This window comes from Streptomyces sp. NPDC014907 (assembly GCF_055562975.1).
The window spans coordinates 570,341-592,079 of sequence record NZ_JBVHEG010000003.1 but is presented as its reverse complement, the minus strand read 5'-3'; the positions used below and the strand labels follow the sequence as shown (position 1 = coordinate 592,079).

Below are 21,739 nucleotides of genomic sequence, written 5' to 3'. Positions count from 1 at the left end.
GAAGAGCCGACCGGACGACCCGGACGGACGATCCGGCGGCCGGGACACGACCCGGCCGCCGGATTCTCCATGCCGTCCACCGGCCCCGGCCGCCGGATTCCCTCATGACGCCCACCGGCCCGGCCGCCGGATTCCCCGTACCGCCCACCGGCACCGGCGAACGGGGCCGGTGATTCTCCCCGTCCAGGGTTCGTGAATGCGCAGTGCGCATTCACGAAGCCTGGACGCCCTTCTCCCGGAGTGCCCCGCCGGGCGAGAGTTCCTGCGTGAAGCGATTTCCGTGAGCGTAGGGACCCGGGAGGTATGGAGGCATGACCACCACGGCGCAAGCCACTGCTGACATCGAGGAGCTGCGCACGCGGCTCGACCGGATCGACGAACGATTCCTGGAGATCGTGCGGGAACGCGTCGGGATCTGTGTGGAGATCGCCCGCGTGAAGAAGGAGAACGGCATTCCGATGATGCAGCCGCACCGCATCGGACTGGTCCAGGAAAGGGCGGCGGCCTTCGGCACGGAACACGGAATGGACCTCGGTTTCCTGCGCCGGCTCTACGACCTGGTCATCGAGGAGACCTGCCGGGTCGAGGACCTCGTCATCGCGGGCGCCTCCCCGGCCCCCGGGTCCCCCGCCCCCGCCGCTTCCGGGAGCGCGATATGAGGACCCTGCTGATCGACAACCACGACTCGTTCACCTACAACCTCTACCAGCTCCTCGGGGAGGTGAACGGCCGCCCGCCGGTCGTCGTCCCCAACGAGACCGACTGGTCCACCCTCGACATGGCCGACTACGACGCCGTCGTCGTCTCCCCCGGCCCCGGCCGCCCCGAGCGCGAGCGCGACTTCGGCATCAGCCGCCGCGCCATCCTGGAGAGCGGACTGCCCGTCCTCGGCGTCTGCCTCGGCCACCAGGGCATCTGCCACCTCTTCGGCGGCGAGGTCGGCCACGCGCCGCTGCCGATGCACGGCCGGATCTCGTCCGTCACCCACGACGGCACCGAACTCTTCGCGGGCATCCCGTCGCCCTACGACGTGGTGCGCTACCACTCGCTGGCCGCCGTCCGGCTGCCCGACGAACTGGAGCCGACCGCCTGGACCTCCGACGGCGTGGTCATGGCCGTCCGCCACCGCAGCCTGCCGGTGTGGGGCGTGCAGTTCCACCCGGAGTCCATCAGCAGCGAGTACGGCCGCGAACTCCTGGCCAACTTCCGCGACCAGGCGCTGGCGCACGGCGCGCGGCGCGCGGCCGCGGGGACCCGGCACGACGCGTCACGGCCCCGCGAGCCGTACCGGACGCACGTGAGGAAACTGTCCCTGCTGCCGGACACCGAAGTCGCCTACCGGGAACTCTTCGCCGGCCGGGAACACAGTTTCTGGCTGGACAGCAGCCGGGTCGTGGACGGCCTTTCGCGTTTCTCCTTCATGGGCGACGGAACCGGCCCGCTCTCCGAATACCTCACGTATCAGGTGCTCGAACAAACGGTCCGCGTGCACCGCCCCGGAGGGCGGGACGAACTCGTCGCGCAGAACGTCTTCACCTATCTGGAGGAACAGCTCGCGCAACGCCGCGTTCCGGTTCCCGAAGGCCTTCCCTTCGCCTTCAACCTCGGATACGTGGGATATCTCGGCTACGAACTGAAGGCCGACAGCGGGGGCCGGCAGGCGCACAAGGCCGACACCCCCGACGCCGCCCTGCTGTTCGCGGACCGGATGGTGGCCTTCGACCACGCCGGGGGCGAGACCTATCTGCTCGCCCTGTCCGCGGGCGACGACGACCGCGACGCCCGCGCCTGGCTGGACCGCACCGCGGCCCGGCTGCGCGCCCTCGGCCCGGCGGCCCCCGCCGCGCGGCCCGGCGGCCGGAGCGCCTTCGCCACCACCGGGATGACCGACCCGGCGCTCGACGGGATGATCCGCATGCGCCACGACCGCGAGGGCTACCTGGACCGGATCGCCGAGATCCACCGGGAGATCCGCGACGGCGAGAGCTACGAGGTCTGCCTGACCAACCAGGTCGGGATGGACGCGCGGATCGACCCCGTGACGACCTTCTCCGAACTGCGCCGGATCAGCCCCGTCCCGTACGGCGCGCTCCTCGACTTCCCCGGGGTCGCCGTCCTCAGCGCCTCCCCCGAGCGCTTCATGACGGTGGGCACCGACCGGACGGTCGAGTCCAAGCCGATCAAGGGCACCCGGCCGCGCGGGGCGACGCCGGCGGAGGACGAACTGCTCCGGCGGGACCTGCTCGGCAACGAGAAGGACCGCGCCGAGAACCTGATGATCGTGGACCTGATCCGCAACGACCTCAACGTCGTCTCCGAGGTCGGCTCGGTCCACGTGCCCAAGCTGTTCGACGTGGAGACGTACGCGCCCGTGCACCAGCTGGTGTCGACCATCCGGGGCACCCTGCGCGACGGCGAGTCCGCGGTGTCGGCGGTGCGGGCGGCCTTCCCCGGCGGCTCGATGACCGGGGCGCCGAAGGAACGGACGATGGAGATCATCGACCGGCTCGAAGAGGGCGCCCGGGGCGTCTACTCGGGGTCGCTGGGCTGGTTCTCGCTGGGCGGCGCCGCCGACCTGAACATCGTCATCCGCACCCTGGTCGCCACCGGGGACCGGGTCACGTTCGGCGTCGGCGGCGCGGTGATCGCGCTCTCCGACCCGGACGAGGAGTTCGAGGAGACGGTGGTCAAGTCGCGGGCCATGGTCCAGGCGGTGGTCGGCACCGCGCTGGAGCGGCCCGCGGCGGGGCGGGCCCGGTCCGCCGCCCTGGCCCCCGCCGGGAGTCCGGCGTGATAGGCAGCGCGGTGATCGCCGGGGGCCGCGGCGCGGTCGGCCGGCTGTTCGCCGAGAAGCTGCTGGGCAGCGGCGTCCGGGTCCGCGTCGTGGACCCGGCCGGGGCGGGCCCGCCCGTCCCCGACGGCGTCCGCGCCCTCCCCGGCGACATCACCGACCTCTCCCCCGCGCTGGCCCGGGAGCTGGGCGAGGCCGACATGGTCGTCCTGGCCGTGCCGGAACCGGTGGCGCTCGCCGCCGTCGAGGGGGTGGCCGCCGCGCTGCGGCCCGGCGCCCTGCTCGTCGACACGCTGTCCGTGAAGCAGCGGATCGACGAGGAGTTCCGGAAGCACCTGCGCGGGGTGGAGGGCGTGGGCCTGAACCCCATGTTCGCCCCGGCGCTCGGCTTCGAGGGGCGCGTGGTCGCCGCGTCGGTGTCGTTCGACGGACCGATGGCCGCCGCCCTGCTGAAGCTGGTGGAGTCCTGGGGCAGCCGGATCGTCCGGGTGGACGCGGCCGAGCACGACCGGCTGACGGCCGTGTCCCAGGCACTCACCCACGCGACCGTCCTCTCCTTCGGGCTCGCCCTGTCGGGCATGGGCACCGACGCGGAGGAGGTCGCGCGGATCGCGCCGCCCCCGCACAAGACGCTGGCCTCACTGGTGGCCCGGGTCTCCTCCGGCACGCCGGAGGTGTACTGGGACGTGCAGGCGGCCAATCCGCAGGCGGTGGCCGCCCGCACGGCCCTGGCGGAGGCGGCGCGCCGCCTCGCCGACACCGTCAGGGACGGCACCGAGGAGGACTTCACGTCGCTGATGTCCACGGTCCGCGGGGCCCTGGGCGCCGAGCTCGACAACTACCGCGACCTCTGCGCGCGCCTCTTCTCGTCCGTCTGACTCGCGGGGTGCGCCGAAAGGCCCGCCCCCGCGCCACCGCCGCGCACCCGCGCGCACTCCGGCCCCGCGCCACCGCCGCGCATCCCGGCCCCGCACCACCGCCGCGCACCCGCGCGCGCACTCCGACCTCCCCATCAAGAGAGGCACGACATGACCGACTCCCGCACGGGCTTCGCCGCGACCGTCCTCGACCCCGAGCAGCGCGCGGCGCTGGCCGCCGACACCACCGTCGGCGGCGGCAACCTGCTGCGCGCGGCCCTCGCCGCGAGCCCGAGCCCCACGACCCCCTTCGTCCACTCCACCCGCCCGCTCACCAACCTGGCGGGCGCCGAACAGCACGACTGGAGCCTGGCCGAGGTGGACCGGCTGGCACAGGCCTGGTCCGCCTGGTACCTCGCGCGGGGCGTCCGGCCCAAGGACCGGGTCGCGGTCTGGTTCGAGGACTCCTTCGCGTACTCCGTGCACTTCTACGCGCTGGCCCAGATCGGCGCCGTCGCCGTCCTCGTCAACAGCAAGGCCACGGCGCCGATCGCCGCGTCCCTCATCGAGCAGACCGCCCCCGTGGGCCTCTACGCGGACCGGGCCCGGCTCGCCGACCTGCGCGCCCACGGCGGGGTCCTCGACCGGCTCGTCTGGACCCAGGAGGAGGAGGACCTGCCGTCGCCGCCGGCGGCGGCGCTGCCCCCGGGCGCGTACTGGCGGCACGTCAAGGAGGACCCGGTCGTCGTCCTGCACTCCTCCGGCACGACGGGCCGGCCGAAGCCGACGATCCACACCCACGGCACGATCGTCGCCGGGCCGCAGTTCCGGCTGGTGGACTTCGTGGAGCAGCCGAACTCGCTGATGCTGACGGCGCTTCCGCAGTCGCACCTCGGCTGCATCGCCTTCACCGTGTACGCGGTCCTGGCGGGGACCCCGATCGTCGCGCACAGCGACCGCAGCGGCGAGGAACTGGCCGAGGCGGTGGCCGAGCACAAGCCGACCGCGGTGATGGCGTTCGCGCACTCCTACGCCGAACTGGCCGCGCTCGAGAACGCGAAGGGCCGCCTCGACAGCGTCGGCACCTGGGTGTCGATCGGCGACGCCGTGCACCAGGCGCACATCACCCGGACCCTGGAGCACCGCTCCCCGCACCTGCCGTCGGCGCAGTTCTTCGACCGGCTCGGCACGACCGAGCTGGGCTGGGGCGTGCTGCTGAAGATCCGCACGAAGGAGACCGAGCGCAACGACCGCTGCGCCGGGAAGCCGGTCGGGGTCGCCGAGGTGACGATCCTGCGCGAGGACGGCAGCCACGCGGACGACGGCGAGGTCGGCTTCCTGGCCGCCCGGGGCCCGGCGATCACGCCCGGGTACTGGGGCGACTCCGAGACCACCTACCGGTACAAGCTGGCCGGGTACTGGCTGCCGGGCGACATGGCCTACCGGGACGCGAACGGCGACTTCTACCTGGTGGACCGGACCGCCGACCAGATCCGGACCGCCACCGGCCCGGCGTACTCCACGCTCATGGAGGAGGTGCTGCTCAACGACGTGCCCGAGTTCGACGACGTCGCCGTGGTCGCGGGCGGCGAGGGCGGGGCCGCGGTGCCGGTCGCCGTGGTGACCACGCAGGACGCCGGGGCCGACGCGGAGAAGCTGCTGCTGCGCGCCAACGAGGCGCTGGCGGCGGCGGGCCAGCCGGCGCTGCGGCTCCTCGAAGTGGCCCTCGGCGCTGAGGACTTCCCGGTCGGGGTGACCGGGAAGGTGCTGAAGCGGAAGCTGCGCGACAAGTACGCCGACCTGGGGGCGTACGCCGCGGACGGTGCCGCCGCCGGGAAGGTGCTCGCCCTCGCGGCGGGCTGACGGACGGCCCCGTACCGGCCCGGCGAGGGGCGGGCCGGGACGGGGCGGCGCCCCGCGCGCGGACGGGCCGCGAGGCCGAGGGGCCGGCTCCCGGCGGGAGCCGGCCCCTCGGGTCCGGGCGGGGCGGAGGATTCAGACGACCGACGGGACGAAGGAGGCGGCCACCGTGAGGAGGACGTCGTTGGCCTCGCGGGTGCCCACGGTGACGCGGACGCCCTCGCCGGGGAAGGCGCGGACCGCGAGGCCCGCGTCGGCGCAGGCCGCGGCGAAGGACGCCGTGCGGCCGGCCAGCGGGAGCCAGAGGAAGTTGGCCTCGCTCCGGGGGACCGCGAGGCCCCCGGCCCGCAGGGCGGCCGCGACCCGCTCGCGCTCCCGGACCAGTGCCCCCACCCGCTCCAGGAGTTCGTCCTCCGCCTCCAGGGAGGCGACGGCGCCCGTCTGGGCGGCCGAGTTGACGCCGAACGGCACGGCGGAGGAGCGGATCGCGGCGGCGAGGGCCTCGTGGGCGACCGCGTAGCCGACGCGCAGGCCGGCCAGGCCGTACGCCTTGGAGAAGGTGCGGACGACCACCAGGTGGGGGCGGTCGCGGTGGAGCTCGACGCCGTCGGGCGAGTCCGGGTCGGTGACGAACTCGCGGTAGGCCTCGTCGAGGACGACGGTCACCCCGGCCGGCACCCGGTCGAGGAAGCGTTCCAGGGCGGCCCGGCCGACCACCGTGCCGGTCGGGTTGTTCGGGTTGCAGACGAGGACCACCCGGGTGCGCGGGCCGATCGCCCCGGCCATGGCGTCCAGGTCGTGGGCGGCGTCCGCGCCCGACAGGGGCACCCGGACCGGAACCGCCCGGTTCACCTCCGTCAGGTGCGGATACGCCTCGAACGACGGCCAGGCGAACAGCACTTCGTCGCCGTCGCGGAGCAGGGCGTGCAGCAGGTGCTGGAGCACCGCCACCGAACCGGCGCCGACCGCCAGATGGGCGGCCGGCACGCCGAGGCGGCGGGCCAGGGCCTCCGTCAGGCCGGTGGAGAAGCGGTCGGGATAGCGGTGGGCGCGGCCGGCCGCCCCGGCGAGGGCCGCGCGGACCGAGGGCAGCGGGGGGTAGGGGTTCTCGTTGGCGTCGAGCCGGTGCATGGTCGGGATTCCTTCAGTCGATGGCGGGCAGGGCGCTCTCGCCCCGGCCCACCAGGTAGCCGAGCTGGAAACGGTGCTGTGCTCCGTACTGGTCGCGCAGGCACGAGACGTGGCCCTGGACCGACCGCAGGCTGACCCCGAGCCGGCGCGCGATGGCCTTGTCGGAGCAGCCCTCGATGAGCAGCTTGCGGATGGCGAGCCGCATGTCCGGCACCACCTCGGAGGCGGCGCGGACGGCCCGCACCGGGCGGTAGGGGAAGGGCTCGGCCCGGTCCCAGGCCTTCTCGAACACGTCGGCGAGGAAGCCGGTGACCGCCCGGTCGCGGATCACGACGGCGGAGGTCCGGGTGGCGTCCGCGGGGATGAAGGACACCTCGCCGTCGATGACGATGAGCCGGTCGAAGAACTCGGGCAGGGTACGGACCTGCGCGCCGTGCTTCTGGACCGCCTGGACGTAGCGCCGGGTGTCCTCGTGGAAGCGGGAGCTGTGCTGGTAGAGCGTGCGCATGGAGACGCCCCGGGAGAGGTGGTCCCGGACGGCCGTGTAGGCCTCGTCGAGGACGGCGCCCGGGCGGGGGCCGTCGGGCTGGGCGGTGAGGATCTCCTCGCGGGCCCGGCCGAGGGCCTCGCGGATGGCGTGCGCGATCCGGTCGGCGCCGTGGACGTACTCGACGCGGGCCGGGCCGGGGCCGGGCGCGGGCCCCGGGGCCGGGACCGGCTCGGGTGGCCGGGCCTGGGTGCGGGCGGCCTCGGCGGCGTACCGGGACAGGTCCTCCAGGGTGTCGGCCATCCGCCGGAGGGTGTCCTGCGGGGAGACCGCGGGTTCGGCCGGCGGGGGGACCAGGGCGAGGTTGCTGCGCATGCGATTCCTTCCGGGAGGGGGGAACACGGGGGTGGAACGGGCGGAGGGCCGCGGGGAGACCCGCGGCCCTCCGCCCGGTGCGGTCACGCTCCCCGCCGCCCGGTGGCGCCGGAACCTCCCAGCGCCACCAGGACGAGCAGGGTGGCGAGGAGCGAGGCCCCGCCGAGGACGAACCAGAACGAGTGGCCCAGCCCGGCGAGGAGCCAGCCGCCGGCCACCGGGCCGACGGCCGAACCGAGGCCGAAGGCGAAGTGGAAGCTGCCGAGGTAGTGGCTCTTGAGGTGGGCGGGGGCGACGACGGCGGGGTACGAGAAGATCGCCGGACCGCCGATGATCTCGCCGAGGGTCCACACGAGGGTGCCCGCGACGATCACCGCCGGGCCCATCGGCAGCCCGTACAGGGCGACTCCGGTGCCCAGCAGGGCGAACGCCACCCCGATGGTGACCCGCACCGGCCACGCCTGGGTGATCCGGGTGAGCACCAGCTCGAAGGCGATGACCAGGAAGCCGTTGAGGGAGACCGCGACGGTGTACCAGAAGACGGCCAGGCCGGCCGCCGCCACGTCGAGCGGGAGCGTGGAGAGGTACTGGGCGTAGACCGCGGTGTGGACGAGGGTGGCGACCAGGTAGAGGGAGAACCTCCGGTCGCGCAGGACCGCGAGGTAGCTCCCGGTGGCCTCCCCGGTCTTCCGGGCGCCGCCGGCCCGGTCGGCCGGCAGGGTGCGCCAGGCGAGCACGGCGAAGGCCAGGGCGATCACCGCCTCCCCCCAGAACAGCAGGTGGTAGCTGTCGCCGCCGAGGCGGAACAGTCCGAAGCCGACCAGCGGCGCGGCCATCGCGCCGAGGTTCAGGCCGAAGCGGTACATGGCGAAGACCATGACCTGCCGGTCCTCGCCGGCCAGTTCGGACAGCAGCGCCGCGGAGGCGGGCCGGAACATCTGCCCGGCCAGGCCGGCGAGGACGACGACGGCCAGCAGGGTGCCGTAGTCGCCGAGGTACAGCAGGGCGGCGGTCAGCACGGCCGAGGCCGCCATGCTGACCGCGGTGGTGTTGCGGGCCCCCATCCGGTCGGAGAGGGAACCGCCGATGAGCACCCCGAGGACGGTCCCGGCCCCGTAGGCGCCGAGCGCGAGGGTGGCCCGGCCCGGGGAGTGGCCGAGGGAGGTCAGGTAGAGGACCAGGAAGATGTTCAGGAAGCCGCCGAGGCGGTTGATGAACACCCCGGCGAGCAGCGTCTTGACGGCGAGCGGCGCCTCGGCGAACGCCCGGCGCGCGGACACCGCTTCCGGGGCGGGGCGCGCGTCCTGGGTGGTGTCCGCGTCCGGGGTGGGGACCGCTTCCGGAGGAGCGACCGCTTCCGGGGCGGTGTCCGCGTCCGGGACGGCGGCGGTGTCCGGCGTGGTGTCCGCGTCCGCCGTCCGTACGGGTGAGGAGGGCCCTCCGGCCCCGTGCGCACTCATCCGGCCGGCTCCGCGGGTGCGGTGCGCACGGTGACGGCCGCGCGGACCCTCGCCTCCAGCTCGTCCAGCTCGGCGGGCCCGGGGGCGTCGATGAAGAAGTTCGCCACCCGGTCCTCGCTGCTGTGCAGCGGGCCGACGTAGGAGCCCTTCTCCTTCTGCGTGAAGACGGCCCGCAGGGTCGGCGGGTCGTCGGCACGGCCGACGCGCACCTCGGGCCAGAGGTCGCCCTCGCCCGCCCACTCGACGCCGACGCCCGGCCAGTCGACCGACACCTCCTCCAGGATGCCGGGCTCGTGCTCCACGTACACCTGGCGGGCGTAACGCGTCGGCGCGGGGTACTCGGCGGTCTCGCCGAGGGCGATGCGGATGATCTCCGGTTCGACGGGCCGCCCGGTGGCGAGGTGGTAGAGGACGGTGAGGCCGTCCCCGGGGGTGCGGGCGGCGATCTCCATCAGGCGGGGGCGGCCCCCGGCGTCCAGGCGCCACTCGGAGTGCGTCATGCCGTCCCGGAAGTCCAGCAGGCGCAGCAGGCGCTCGTTGACGTCGAGGAGCGCGTCGCGTTCCGGGCCGGGGGCGCCGGAGACGGTGTGGGACAGCTCCACGAAGGTGTCGGCGTGCGCGTCGGTGGTCTGCTTGACGGTGACGGAGCTCCACACGGGCCGGCCGTGCTGGACGAGCGCCTCGACGGAGAACTCCTGGCCGGGGACCTTCTCCTCGACCAGGACCGTCTCGTGTGCGGGGTACTCGGCCAGGGCCGCCGCCAGCGCGCCGGCGTCGGTGACCGTCCGCACGCCCGAGCTGGAGTGCCGGGTGGCGGGCTTGACGACGGCCGGGAAGGGGACGGCGGACAGGTCGGCGCCGGCCCGGCCGCCGGGCGGGACGACCAGCGCGCGGGGGCTGAACTCGGCGAGGTAGAGCCGCTGGAGGTACTTGCTGCGGCAGACCCGGCTGGCGCGCAGCCCCGGGGAGGGCAGGCCGAGGGCGTCGGCGACCAGGCCGGTGGGTTCGACGAGGGTCTCCCCCGCCGCGTAGGCGCCGGTGATCTCGTAGCGGGACTGCCAGGCGCGGACGGCGGCCACGACGCCCGCGTTGAAGGAGCCCTCGCGGTCCACGGAGCCCTCGACGAACGCGAAGTCGTCGATGGCGGCGGCCGGGTGGCCGGGCTCGGACCGGGAGGCCAGGGCCTGCTCCCGCCACGCGGCGGGGGTGATCAGCAGGATTCTCAGACCGCGCCGGGTCAGTTCCTCCAGGTAGAGCGGGGCGCGGCAGACGGCGAGGAAGGAGCCGGTGAGGAGGAAGGCGGCGGGCTTGCCGGACGCCGGGGACGGACCGGACGCCGGGGCGGGACCGGGGGTGGGGGCCGGGGCGGAGCCGGACGCCGGGGCCGGTCCGGGCGTCGGGGTCGGGGCTGTGTTCATCGGTCGGGCCTCCACAGGTCGGCGGCCAGGAAGGCCAGGTCGAGGGCCTGGCCGCGGTTGAGGCGCGGGTCGCAGGCGGTGGTGTAGCGCAGGTCGAGGTCGTCGAGGGCCACCGGGTCGGTGCCGCCGACGCACTCGGTGACGTGGGCGCCGGTGAGTTCCAGGTGCAGGCCGCCGGGGTGGGTGCCGAGCTCCCGGTGGATCTCCACGAAGGCCCGGAGCTCGGCGGTGATGTCGTCGAGCAGACGGGTCTTCCGGCCGCCGGGGGCGACCCGGGTGTTGCCGTGCATCGGGTCGGACACCCACAGCGCGGGCGAACCGGCGGCGGTGACCTTCTCCACCAGGCCGGGCAGCACGTCGCGGACGGCGCCCGCGCCCATGCGGGTGATGAAGGTGAGCCGGCCGGGCTCGTTGTCGGGGTCGAGGACCTCGGCGAGGGCGAGCAGTTCGTCGGCGGTCGCGGTCGGGCCGACCTTGACGCCGACGGGGTTGGCGATCCGCGCGGCGAACGCCACGTGCCCGCCGTCGAGCTGGCGGGTGCGCTCGCCGATCCACACGAAGTGGCCGGAACCGGCCCAGCGGCGGCCGGTCTCCTCGTCGGTGCGCACCAGCGGCGTCTCGTAGTCGAGGAGCAGCGCCTCGTGGCTGACGTGCAGCGGGAGGCCGTCCGGGGCGTCGGGACCGCCGAGCAGGCGGATGCGGTCCAGGGTCCGGGCGGCGGTGTCGTAGGCGGTCGTCATCCGCCACGGGTCGGCGGCGCGCTCGGCGGCGGTGAACCCCAGGCCGTTGACCGCGGCGCCCCGGTAGGCGGGGAGTTCGGTGCCGTCGCGCGACTCGGTGGGACTGGAGCGCGGTTTGGCGTACTGGCCCGCCATCCGGCCGAGCGGCACCACGGGCACGGCGGCGCCGTAGGAGACGATCTCGGCCATCTGGCGCAGGGTGGTGGCGGTGCTCTCGGCCTCGCCGAGGGCGCGTTCGCCGAACTCCTCGGCGCAGTGGCCTCCCTGGAGCAGGAGCGCCTCGCCGCGGGCGGCGGCGGCCAGCCGCGCGCGCAGCGCGTCGCTCTCCGCGAGGGGTGTGAGCGGGGGGAGTTCGCTCAGGAGGCCGACGACCGTGGCGAGGGCGGCGGGATCGGGCCAGTCGGGCTGCTGCGCCGACTTCAGTGCCTCCAGGGCTGTACCGGTCATGACGTGTTCGCTCCTCGTCTCAGGGCCCGGTCGGTCAGGGGACCGGCCGCTCCTGTGTAGTGGGCGGGTTCCAGCAGGTCGCGCAGTTCCTCCGGGCCGAGGACGCCGCGCAGCCGGGGGTCGGCGGCGAGGACGTCCCCGAGGGGTCTTCCGGTGGCGTGGACGGTGAGGGAGGCCTCGGTCAGCAGGCGGCGGGCCGCCGCCCTGCCGAGCCTCGGGGCGAGGACGGCGGCGACCCGCTCGGTGACGGACAGGCCGCCGGTCAGGGCGAGGTTGGCCCGCATCCGGGCGGGGTCGACGGTCAGCCCGGCGGCGAGCTCGGCGGCGGTGTGCGCGGCGCCGCCGGTCAGCCGGAGGCATTCGCGCAGGGTGTGCCACTCGCTGTGCCAGACGCCGGCCGACCGCTCGTCCTCGGTGACGAGCGCCTGGGCGAGGGTGCCCGCCAGGGCCGGGACGACCAGGGCGGCGGACCGGATCATGGTGGCGAGCACCGGGTTGCGCTTGTGGGGCATGGCGGAGGAGGCGCCCCGGCCGGCCGGGGCGGGTTCCGCCACCTCGGCGGTCTCGGTGCGCGCCAGGACCAGGACGTCCACGGCGAACTTCCCCAGCGCGCCGGCCGCGTGGGCCAGTACGGCGCCCAGATCGGCGACCGGGGTGCGCAGGGCGTGCCAGGGCAGGGAGGGCGCGCAGAGCCCGGTCTCGGAGGCGAACGCGGCGCCGAGGCGGGCGGCGTAGTCGTCCCCGGTCCGGGACGCGTCCGCGCCGGGGCCGGCGGGACGGCCGTCCCCGGCCGGGGGCGCGTCGAGGCGGGCGTACTCCAGGTACCCGGCCAGGGTGCCGGCCGCGCCGCCGACCGACACCGGCAGCCGGAGGCGGTCGACGCGCTGGACGGCGTCGAGCAGCAGGTGCCGCCAGCCCGCCGCCTTCAGGCCGAAGGTGGTGGGGACGGCGTGCAGGGCGAGGGTGCGTCCGGCCAGCGGGGTGTCGCGGTGCCCGGCGGCCAGGACGGCCAGCGATTCCGCGGTGCGCAGCAGGTCGGCGCGGAGCAGCCGCAGGGTGCGGGCGGCGACCAGCATCATGCCGGTGTCCAGGATGTCCTGGCTGGTGGAGCCCCGGTGCACGTACTCGGCGGCGGCGGGGTCGCGCTCGGCCACGAGCCGGGTGAGGGCGGCGACCAGGCCGACGACGGGGTTGGCGTTCTCCCGCGCGGCCAGGGCCAGCGCCCGGACGTCGAGCCGCCGGGCGTCGGCCGCCTCCGTGATCACCCGGGCGGCCTCCCCGGGCAGCGTCCCGAGCCGTGCCTGTGCCCGTGCCAGTGCCGCCTCGGCGTCGAGCATGGCCTGGAGCCAGGCCGTGTCGCCGGTCGCCGCCTCGGCGGGCGTGCCGGCCCGTACGGGTGACAGCAGCCCGGCGTCGGGCGCGGCGGGCGGCACGGAGTCCGGCGCGGAGTCCGGCGGGTGCGGCACGGAGTCCGGCGCGGAGTCCGGCGGGTGCGGCACGGAGTCCGGCGCGGGGGCGGACGGAGCCGCCGACGGGTGCGGGGCGGGGCGGGCCGGGGCGGTCATGAGCGGACCTCGGCGCGGGGGGCGGCCGGGGACAGGGCGACGGCGGGGAGGGCGAGGGCCGCGCGGGCGATGGCGTCGGAGTCCTCCAAGGTCACCGAGCCGACGCCGGGCCGGATGCCGGCGGCCGTGACCCAGTGCACGCCCTCGGTGGGGACGCCGTAGGCGAACCGGCGCGGGTGCGGGACGCCCGCCGCGTCGACCAGCCGGTAGGGCCGCTCGGAGACGGCGAGGCCGCCGGTCTCGTACGCGGTGCCGTCGCGGCCGGGGACCGTGTACGGGCGGCACTGGCCGGTCTCCAGGAGCTGCGTCAGCAGCGGGTCGGTGGTGCGGCGGACGTCCGGTTGCGGCAGCCGGGCCTCGATGAGCGCGGTCAGCCGGATGTCGTCGCCGTCCACCCCGTCGGCGGCGGCCACGAACACCGGCCCGTCGGGTCCCCCGGCCTCGGTGCGCACGCGCAGGCCGGGCCCGGTGAACTCGACGACGCCGGCCGAGGCCAGCGCGATCAGCTCGTCGATGCGGGAGACCGGCGGGCCGATGGACAGGAAGGCGTTGAGCGGGGTGTACCAGCCGTCGAGCTCCTCGCGGTGCGAGCCGGCCTCCAGGCCGCCGTGGTCGACGGCGAGTCGGATCTCGTTGCGCAGGTCGCGCAGGACGTCGAGGGCGGCCTTCAGCGGGCCGTTGACGTTGCCCTCGCGGGCCTCCTTGGCGTCGCGCAGCAGGTAGGCGAGCATCCAGCGCCGGAAGTCGTCGCGGTCGGTGAAGCGCAGGTCGCCGTAGGGGCGGGAGAGGGTCCGCCAGTTCCACCGCTCCTCGCCGTCGATGCCGGCCCCGGCGAGCAGGGCCTCCTCGGCCTCGTCGTCGGCGGCCAGGTAACGGGCGGTGAAGTCCTCGATCCGGCCGGGCGTCCAGGAGCCGCCGCGCGCCGCGAGCAGCCGCTCGTAGTAGACGCTCTGCACCTCCTTGCGGACCAGCGGCCAGATGTGGACGCCGAAGTCGATCCAGTCGCCGTCCCTGGCGGCGGCGCGCATCGCCGCGACCCGTTCGACGGTGAGCAGGCGCGGCGCGTGACGGCCGTGGGCGCCCTTCTCGTTCTCGCCGCGCGCCTGGTGGGGGACGCCCCGGCGGGAGCCGACGTACATCCGGGGCTCGAGGCCGGAGGGGCGGTAGACCAGCCGGCCGTTGGCCCCCCGCTCGAAGAAGCCGCCGCGGCCGTGGGTGAGCAGGGCCATGTAGTCGAAGAAGTTCAGGCCGAGGCCCCGCAGCAGCACCGGCCGGCCGGGGCCTATGCCGCCGAGGTCGACGTCCGCCGGGTTGGCGGGGCCGATGTACGTGAGGCCGTGCGCGGCGGCGAACTCCGCGAGGTGCCGCTCCTCGGGTTCCGGCCCGGCGGGCAGGTGGCCCTGGGCGAGGACGACGGCGGAGAGGCCGGTCAGGCGGGCGCCGTCGGCGAGGTCGAGGGTCTGCGGGCCGTCGGGGGTGCGCGCGTCGTGCAGGGCGACGGCCCGGGTGCGGTGCACGTGGAAGGTGATGTGCCCGGGGGCCTCGCCCAGCACCCGCTCGAACGCCCACTGGAGGTAGTGGCCGTAGAAGGCGCGGGTCGGGTAGGCGTCGGGCCCGAGTTCGCGGGCCTCGGCGAGGGTCTGGGCGCCGAAGCGCCGTTCGGTGGCGGCGGGGTCGGCGGCGATCCGGCGCGCCCACTCGTGGAGGCTGGGCCCCTCCTCGATGGGCCCCTCGACGGTGACGCTGTCGTCCGTGTACAGGGTGATCTGCGAGGAGACCGTGTTCATCAGCAGGTGGCGCGACTGGGCCGGACGCCACACCGCGCCGGAACCCGGTGGGGAGGGGTCTATGACGTGGACGGTCAGCGCGTCGTGGGCCGGGGACTTGCGTTCCTGGGCGCAGATGCGCTCCAGGACGGACAGGCCCCGGGGACCGGCCCCGACGAGGGCGATCCGGGCATGGCTGTGCTGCGGCATGTGTTCCTCTCCCGCCGGCGGAAAAAGGTTTCTGGTGGACTGGCCCGCGCCGGAACGGCGGGGCCGGGTCAGACGGAGGTGTTCCAGCCGACGTCGGACAGCGCGCAGGGGGTGTGCACGGTCCTCTCCTCTCGGTCGTGTGCGGTCGTGGGCGGTCGTTCGTGGTCGTGGGCGGGCCGCCGGTCGTTCGCGGTCGGACGGCCGGTCGTTCGCGGTCGGGCGGCCGGTCGTGGCCGGCCCCGGCCGGTCGCGGGAGGTCGCGGTCGGTCGTGGTCAGTCGCGGATCACGGTCTTGGCGCGCATGAGGAACTCCGCGAGGTACCCGTCGTGCGGGAGCCCGGGGCCCATCCAGTACGTGGGGTGGTCCCCGGCGTGGACGTTGCCGATGGAGGGTTCGTCGATCAGGTCCCCGAGGAGCCGCCGGTCGGCGGTGAGGGCGGTGACGACGAGGCTGCCGCGCAGCGGGGCGGTGCCGGCGGACCGGTCGTAGGGGGCCACCCACACGCAGGGGAAGGGGAGTTCGGTGCCGGCCTGCGGGGCGTCGGCCCGGTCGAGCTGGTGAACCGCCGGGCGCAGGACGGCGCTTCCGTCGCCGAGGTCCTCCGCGACGCCGTCCCCGCCGAGCCAGGCCCGGGTCCCGGCGGCCCGGGAGAGCAGGTGGGCCTCGAGCGCGCGGGCGGTGGCGGCGTTCTGCACGGGCAGAACGGCCCTCTCGTCCTCGGGCGGGAGGACGGGCAGGGCGGCGAGGCGCTCCGCGAGGGCCTCGGCCAGGGGGGCCGGGTCGCCCTCGACGAGGACGGCGGTGGTGTTGACGCAGCCGGTGCCGCCGTGACCGGCGACGGAGGCGGTGATCGTGTCGAGGTGGTCGCGCCAGTCGGTGTCGGCGGTGACGAGGATCTTGCTGCGGCCGGGCCCCTGGGTCAGGACCCCCGGGTCGGAGCCGTACTTCCGCACCACGTCGTCTCCGCCGTAGACGAGGGAGCGGTCGGCGGCCCGCAGCAGGACGTCGGCCTCGGTGTGCCCGGTGGGCAGGTAGGCGACCCGGTCGTCCCCGAAACCGGCCGCGCGCAGGGCGGTGACCAGCCGGAACGGGGTGAAGGGCTCGCGCCGGGAGGGGCGCAGGGCGACCCGGTAGCCCAGGGCGAGGGCCTCGGGCCACAGGCTGTGGGTGCCGGGGTGGTTGCCGGCCGCGAGGACGGCGAGGGTCTCGGCGCGCCGGGTCCACACGGCGCGGCCGGTACGGGTGAGCGGGGAGCGCCAGTCCTCGGCCGCGCCGGCGGGGCGGGCCTGGGAGAGGCTGTCGTAGACCCGGGTGAGGCGGGCGCGGATGTTCTGGACGGTGGCGCGGACGACACCGATCGGGACGCCGCCGACGCGGCTGACGGTGTGCTCGTACTCCGCCGGCCCCTGCCCCCCGAGTTCGGCGGTGGCGAACAGTTCGGCGGCGCGGACGAGGGCGGCGATCCGCTCGTCGGGGGCGAGCGGGCGGGCCCGCCGCAGGGTCGTGACGGTGCGGTCGACGAAGAGGGAGGGGACCAGGCCGAGTTCGGCCACGGGCGTGCCGGAGACGTCGGTGACGACGGTGCGGCGGCGGGGCCGGAAGGCGCCCCGGGGGCCGAGCGCGTCCAGGTGGACCGCCCCGGAGGAGGGCGGGGCGGACGCGAACGCGGATGAGGTGGACGCGAACTGGGTGGCCGTGGACGGGGTGGCCGTCGGCGGGCCGGACATCGGCCGGGAGGGCACGGGCGGGGCGGCCGTGAGCGGGGCGGACGCGGGCCGGGCGGACATCAGTAGACCCCCTCGATCACGGCCTCGTTCTCGAACGTGGCCACGGGGGCGATGTCGGCGACGGCGTCGCCCACCCCGCCGGGGAACGGGACCCGGGTGGCCAGGTCGCGTTCCAGGTTGTTGGGGAGCAGGAACGTCTTGCTGACGTGGCTGACGAGGACCCGGCCGCGCTCGCCGTACGCCACGGGCTCGCGGGTGGCGGGGTCGACCACGGAGAAGGTGACGTAGGGACTGAGCGGGTCGAAGACGCACGGGTCCTCGTCCGACAGGCCCGGCCGCTCGCCGGCGAAGCCGAGGATCATCGTGCTGCCGTAGTTCCCGCAGAAGACGGTGTCCGGGAAGATCTCCGTCCGGTACAGGTGGCGGGAGTCGGGGTCGAGCTGGGTGCCGCCCCAGCGGATCGCCTTCACCTTCTTGTGGACCAGCTCCACCAGGTCCTCGCGGCCGGCCAGCCGCTCCAGCACCGAGGGGGTGATGGTGAGGACTTCGACGTCCTGGGTGGCGAGCACGAACTCCGCCTGGTCCAGGAGGTGTTCCGCGTAGGCACCGGCGTCGGCGCCGCGGCCGGAGGCGATCAGCTTCTTCACCCAGCGCGGGTCGAGGTCGATGGTGAAGCCGCGGCGGCCGTGGGTGGCGGCCGAGCGGCGGAAGAACTCGCCGACGATGTGCGGGCCCGTCGGGACCAGGCCCAGCCAGTCGGCGCCGCGCGGGAAGCCGTGCGCGTCCAGGTTGGCGTTCGACCAGGCGATCATGCGGTCGAGCCAGTCGCGGGTGAGGACGACCCGCTTGGGCGCGCCGGTGGTGCCGCCGCTCTCGAAGACGCCGACCACGTCGGGGCGGGCGCCGTAGCCGCGCGGGACGAGGTCCTCGGCGCGGACGTGGCGCAGTTCTCCGGTGACGTCGGGGAAGCGGGCGAGGTCGGCGTGGGTGCGGATGTCGGTGCGCGGGTCGAAGTCCAGGGTCTCCGCGCGCCGCAGCCAGAACGGGGAGCCGGTCTCCGGGTCGAAGTGCCACGCCATCGCCGCCCGCAGGAACTCGTCGGGGTCGGGCCGCGCGTCGTACGGGAGGTCCAGGATCGGGTGGTCGGGCGAGGGCACGGTGTCTCCTTGTCGGGGCGCACGGCGGACGGACACGGGGCACGGCGGGTGGGCGGGGCCGGGCCCCGGGAGGGCACGGTGGACGGGCAGGAACCGGGCCCCGGGGGGCACGGCGGGCGGAAGCGGTCGGGGCGGCGGGTACGCCGACGGGACCCGGCACGGGGGGTGGGTTCGGTCCCGTCGGCGTACCCGCCGGTCTGGGGGGAGGGCGGCCCGGAAGGGGGCCCTAGATCCGGATCAGCGTGGCGCACCAGCGGCCCGTGGAGATGCCGCACAGGGCGACGAGGTCTCCGGGCGCCAGTTCGCCGCGTTCCAGCTGGAGTCCCAGCGAGATCAGCTGGTCCGCGCCGCCCATGTGCCCGTGGTCGGGCGCCAGGGCGGCGTTGGTCCGTTCCAGCGGGACGCCGAGCGGGGTCGCGACGGCGGCGATGCTGGTGGGGACGTCGTTGAGGTAGATGACGTGGTCGATGTCCTCCCGGCCGACGCCGGCCCGGGCGGCGGCCCCGTCGACGACCTCGACGAGCCGGGTGTAGCGCTCGCCGATGAACCTGCGCAGCTTGGCCGGGTCCCCGGCGAACTGCTCGCGCACCTGGTCGTAGGCGGACGGCGCGTCCGCGCTGGTCCAGCCGGCCGGCGGGAGCGGGGCGACCGCGCCGCCGAAGTCCAGGCGCAGCAGGTCGCTGTACTCGGGGTCGGTGAACTGCTCGCTGGACAGCCACCGGACGGACCCGTGGCCGCGGCTGACGACGACGGCCACGGCCGCGTCGCTGAGCACGGTGTTGATGACGTTCATCCGGTTGCGGTGGAACTCGCTGACCCGGTTGACGACCACGAACAGCGCGTGCCGCGCCTCGGGCTGCATCGCCAGCGTCGAGGCCACGTAGAACAGGCCGTTGACGCCGGAGCCGCAGCCCTCGTTGAGCAGCAGCGTCTGGGTGCGCTCGATCTTCAGCTCGCGGGCCAGGGCCGAGGCGCTGTCCCAGTAGGCGTACTCGGGCATGTCGGTGGTGGCGACGACCACGAGGTCCAGGGCGTCGGCGGTGATGCCGGCGCGGTCCAGGGCCTGCTGAGCGGCCTCCCGCGAGAGGTCGGTGGCGGTGACCCCGTCCGGGGCCCGGTGGAAGGTGCGGTAGCCCCACTTGAGCACGCGGCCGGGGTCGGGCACGTAGTCGGCGGCGACGGACGCGACGTCCTGGTCCTCGCCGAAGGCGTAGCCGAAGGCCGCGATGCCGATGTCCGGGGCGGCGGTGGCCGGGGTGGCGGTGTCCGGTGCCATCGTCACGCCGCCTCGGGGGCGGCCGCCGCGGCGAGGCGGGCGGCGAGTTCGTCGGCGGCCTCGGCGAGGGTGCCGTCGAAGAGGACCATGATGTCGTACTCGTCGCCGAAGCGTTCCCGGGCGTACTCGCCGAGCTGGAGGGCGAGGGCCGAGTGGCCGCCGAGCTCCAGGAAGCCGTCGCCGGGCTCGACCTCCGGCTCCTCCAGCAGTTCGGCGACCCACCTCAGGGTCTGTGCGCGGATCTCCTCGGCCTGCGCGGAGGGTGCGGGTGCGGTGCTCATCGGGTCCGGCTCCTCTCTTCTTCCCAGATCCGGGCCACGGCGGCCCGGTCGACCTTTCCGTTGACGGTGCGCGGCAGGTGGGGCACCGGCAGGGCCCGGTAGGACGACGGGTGCATGTACGAGGGCAGCAGCCCCCGCACGTGGCCGCGCAGCGTCCGCGCGCCGGGGTCCCCGGCGTCCCCGGCGACGACGTAGGCGCAGACCAGCCGGTCGTCGCCGGGCTTGAACGTGTGGACCCAGACCACCGCGTCGGCGACGTCCGGGTGGGCCTGCACGGCGACCTCGACGTCGCTGAGCTCGATGCGGTGGCCGCGCAGCTTGACCTGGAGGTCGGCGCGGCCGACGTAGAGGTAGGTGCCGTCCGGGCGGGGCACGACCAGGTCGCCGGTGCGGTAGTGGCGGACGCCGTCGACGACCGGGAAGCGTTCGGCGGTCAGCTCGGGGCGGCCCAGGTAGCCGTCGGCGACCTGGGGCCCGGCCAGCCAGAGTTCGCCCTGCTCGCCGGGGGCGGCGTCGCGGCCGTCGTCGGTGACGACCCGGGCGGAGCCGGAGAGCAGCCGCCCGACGGAGAGGGTGTCGCCGTCGAGGTCCGCGGCGGTCACCGTGTGGTGGGTGCTGAGCACGGCCGCCTCGGTGACCCCGTACATGTTGACCAGGTACGGGGCGGTGAAGCCGAACCGGGCGGTCCAGCCCCGGACCGTCTCCGGGGTGAGCTTCTCCCCGCCGAAGATCACGTAGCGCAGGGCCGGCAGCTCGGTCCGGTCGCGCAGCACGACGCCCGCCATCGCGCCGAACGCCGTCGGGGTCTGGTTGAGCACGGTGACGCCCTCCGCCGCGACGAAGCGCGCGCACGCCTCCGGGGAGCGCGAGGTGCCCGGAGGCAGCACCACCAGGCGGGCGCCGGTGGCCAGCGGCCCCCAGATCTCCCACACCGAGAAGTCGAAGGCGATGGAGTGGAACAGGAGCCAGCTGTCGTGCTCGTCGAAGGCGAACGGGCCCCGCGCGGAGGCCAGCAGGGCCGTGATCGCGCCGTGCGGGACCAGGACGCCCTTGGGACGGCCGGTGGTGCCCGAGGTGTAGATGATGTACGCGGTGTCGTGCGGTTCCGGGGCCCGCCGGTCCGGCGCGGCGGACGGCGGCGCGTCCGCCAGGGCGGCGACGCGGTCCCCGGGCACGAGCGGGACGTCGCCGAGGTCGCAGCCGTCGGGGTCCCCGACGAAGGCGGTGACCCCGCTGTCGGCGACGATGAACCGGTTGCGCGAGGGCGGGTTGCGCACCTCCAGCGGCACGTACGCGGCGCCCGCCTTCATGATGCCGATCATCGTCGCGACGGCGGCGGCGCCCGGCGGCATCCGCAGGGCGACCCGGTCCCCGCCGCCCACGCCCAGGTCCTCCAGGAGCGCGGCCACCGCGTCCGACCAGGCGTCGAGCCGGCGGTAGCTGTACGAGGTCCCGTCCGCGGTGAGCGCGGGACGGTCGGGGAAGCGCGCGGCGGAGGCGGCGAACAGCGCGGGCAGGGTGCGGTGGTCGGCGGGCGGCTCGGTGCGCGGCGGGCTGATCGTGGGCAGGGTCATGGCGTCCTCCGGGGAGGTGGGCGGTTCGGTTCGGGTTCGGGGCGGGGGCCGGCGGTGTCCGTGGTCGCGGGCGCCCTCACCAGTCGGCGATGTGCGAGGCGCGGATGTCCCGCTCGGCCCGGTCCGGGGCGGGCTCGGGCCGGGCGAAGCCCCGGTTGTAGTAGACGAGCGGGGTGCGGTCGCTCGTGTGGGCCTCCTCGACGAAGCCGATGAGGATGCTGTGGTCGCCGGCGTCGACGACGGAGTACATGGAGCAGGCCACCCGGACGCTGGTGTGGTGCAGGCCGGGCAGGCCCAGTTCGCAGCGCTCCATGGCGCCGTCGGCGAACCGGTCGATGCCGGAGGTCGCGAACCTGCGGGCCACGCCGTGCTGTTCCTCGGCCAGGACGTTGATCAGGAAGCGCCGCGCCGTGCTGAACGCGGCGTGCGTGCTGGCCTCCTTGTCCAGGCAGACCGAGACCAGCGGCGGGTCGAGCGAGACGGAGCTGAACGAGCTGGCCGTGAAGCCCCAGGGCCGGCCGTCGGCGTCGACGGTGGTGACCACCGTCACCGGGGCGGGCACCAGGGCCATCGTGCGGGTGAGCAGGGAGCGCTCCATGAGGGGTCCACTCTCCGA

At 75.2% G+C, this 21,739-nt stretch carries 16 protein-coding genes and 1 pseudogene; 4 read left to right on the top strand and 13 right to left on the bottom strand.

Features of this window, described 5'->3' with window-relative positions; translation table 11 throughout:
• Positions 1-311: 311 nt before the first annotated feature.
• From ACZ3IL_RS11845 to ACZ3IL_RS11830, 4 genes are all read left to right on the top strand, one after another.
• Positions 312-659 carry a chorismate mutase family protein gene (locus tag ACZ3IL_RS11845; protein WP_467389116.1) on the top strand — a complete coding sequence of 116 codons (348 nt, stop codon included), beginning with the start codon at positions 312-314 and terminating at the stop codon, positions 657-659.
• Positions 656-2,794, top strand: a complete 2,139-nt coding sequence (pabB, locus tag ACZ3IL_RS11840; RefSeq protein ID WP_467389114.1) for an aminodeoxychorismate synthase component I — start codon at positions 656-658, stop codon at positions 2,792-2,794. The genes ACZ3IL_RS11845 and pabB overlap by 4 nt, the downstream gene beginning before the upstream one ends.
• Positions 2,791-3,669, top strand: a complete 879-nt coding sequence (locus tag ACZ3IL_RS11835) for a prephenate dehydrogenase/arogenate dehydrogenase family protein (RefSeq protein ID WP_467389112.1) — start codon at positions 2,791-2,793, stop codon at positions 3,667-3,669. Before pabB ends, ACZ3IL_RS11835 begins: the two co-directional genes overlap by 4 nt.
• Positions 3,670-3,819: 150 nt before the next feature.
• Positions 3,820-5,511 carry a class I adenylate-forming enzyme family protein gene (locus tag ACZ3IL_RS11830; RefSeq protein ID WP_467389110.1) on the top strand — a complete coding sequence of 564 codons (1,692 nt, stop codon included), beginning with the start codon at positions 3,820-3,822 and terminating at the stop codon, positions 5,509-5,511.
• A gap of 132 nt (positions 5,512-5,643) precedes the next feature.
• Here the strand turns inward: ACZ3IL_RS11830 and ACZ3IL_RS11825 are convergent.
• The 13 genes and pseudogenes from ACZ3IL_RS11825 to ACZ3IL_RS11765 form a co-directional block, all read right to left on the bottom strand.
• Positions 5,644-6,672 (bottom strand): annotated as a pseudogene (locus ACZ3IL_RS11825) (histidinol-phosphate transaminase); the annotation flags it as partial.
• Entirely contained in the window at positions 6,653-7,501 is an 849-nt protein-coding gene (locus tag ACZ3IL_RS11820; protein WP_467389108.1) for a LuxR family transcriptional regulator, read from the bottom strand. The gene ACZ3IL_RS11820 and the pseudogene ACZ3IL_RS11825, both read right to left, overlap by 20 nt.
• Before the next feature lie 83 nt (positions 7,502-7,584).
• Positions 7,585-8,961, bottom strand: a complete 1,377-nt coding sequence (locus ACZ3IL_RS11815) for an MFS transporter (RefSeq protein ID WP_467389106.1) — start codon at positions 8,959-8,961, stop codon at positions 7,585-7,587.
• Positions 8,958-10,379: an ATP-grasp domain-containing protein gene (locus ACZ3IL_RS11810; RefSeq protein WP_467389104.1), complete on the bottom strand. Its 1,422-nt coding sequence runs from the start codon at positions 10,377-10,379 to the stop codon at positions 8,958-8,960. Before ACZ3IL_RS11810 ends, ACZ3IL_RS11815 begins: the two co-directional genes overlap by 4 nt.
• Positions 10,376-11,566, bottom strand: coding sequence for a 3-deoxy-7-phosphoheptulonate synthase (locus ACZ3IL_RS11805; RefSeq protein WP_467389102.1), 1,191 nt, complete (start codon positions 11,564-11,566; stop codon positions 10,376-10,378). Before ACZ3IL_RS11805 ends, ACZ3IL_RS11810 begins: the two co-directional genes overlap by 4 nt.
• Positions 11,563-13,131: a nitrosuccinate lyase gene (locus tag ACZ3IL_RS11800; RefSeq protein WP_467389100.1), complete on the bottom strand. Its 1,569-nt coding sequence runs from the start codon at positions 13,129-13,131 to the stop codon at positions 11,563-11,565. Before ACZ3IL_RS11800 ends, ACZ3IL_RS11805 begins: the two co-directional genes overlap by 4 nt.
• Positions 13,128-15,107, bottom strand: coding sequence for an FAD/NAD(P)-binding protein (locus tag ACZ3IL_RS11795; RefSeq protein WP_467389098.1), 1,980 nt, complete (start codon positions 15,105-15,107; stop codon positions 13,128-13,130). The genes ACZ3IL_RS11800 and ACZ3IL_RS11795 overlap by 4 nt, the downstream gene beginning before the upstream one ends.
• Before the next feature lie 273 nt (positions 15,108-15,380).
• Complete coding sequence (locus ACZ3IL_RS11790; protein WP_467389096.1) at positions 15,381-16,895, bottom strand: aldehyde dehydrogenase family protein; 1,515 nt, start codon at positions 16,893-16,895, stop codon at positions 15,381-15,383.
• A complete protein-coding gene (locus ACZ3IL_RS11785) occupies positions 16,895-17,992 on the bottom strand; it encodes a phenylacetate--CoA ligase family protein (RefSeq protein WP_467389095.1) in 1,098 nt (365 codons plus the stop codon). Before ACZ3IL_RS11785 ends, ACZ3IL_RS11790 begins: the two co-directional genes overlap by 1 nt.
• Before the next feature lie 226 nt (positions 17,993-18,218).
• Positions 18,219-19,268, bottom strand: a complete 1,050-nt coding sequence (locus ACZ3IL_RS11780; protein WP_467389300.1) for a 3-oxoacyl-ACP synthase III family protein — start codon at positions 19,266-19,268, stop codon at positions 18,219-18,221.
• A 2-nt stretch (positions 19,269-19,270) separates the two neighbouring features.
• Positions 19,271-19,549 (bottom strand): phosphopantetheine-binding protein, encoded by a 279-nt coding sequence (locus tag ACZ3IL_RS11775; protein ID WP_467389093.1) that lies wholly within the window; start codon positions 19,547-19,549, stop codon positions 19,271-19,273.
• A complete protein-coding gene (locus tag ACZ3IL_RS11770; protein ID WP_467389091.1) occupies positions 19,546-21,123 on the bottom strand; it encodes an amino acid adenylation domain-containing protein in 1,578 nt (525 codons plus the stop codon). The genes ACZ3IL_RS11775 and ACZ3IL_RS11770 overlap by 4 nt, the downstream gene beginning before the upstream one ends.
• A 76-nt stretch (positions 21,124-21,199) precedes the next feature.
• A complete protein-coding gene (locus ACZ3IL_RS11765) occupies positions 21,200-21,721 on the bottom strand; it encodes a flavin reductase family protein (protein ID WP_467389089.1) in 522 nt (173 codons plus the stop codon).
• Between the last annotated feature and the right edge of the window lie 18 nt (positions 21,722-21,739).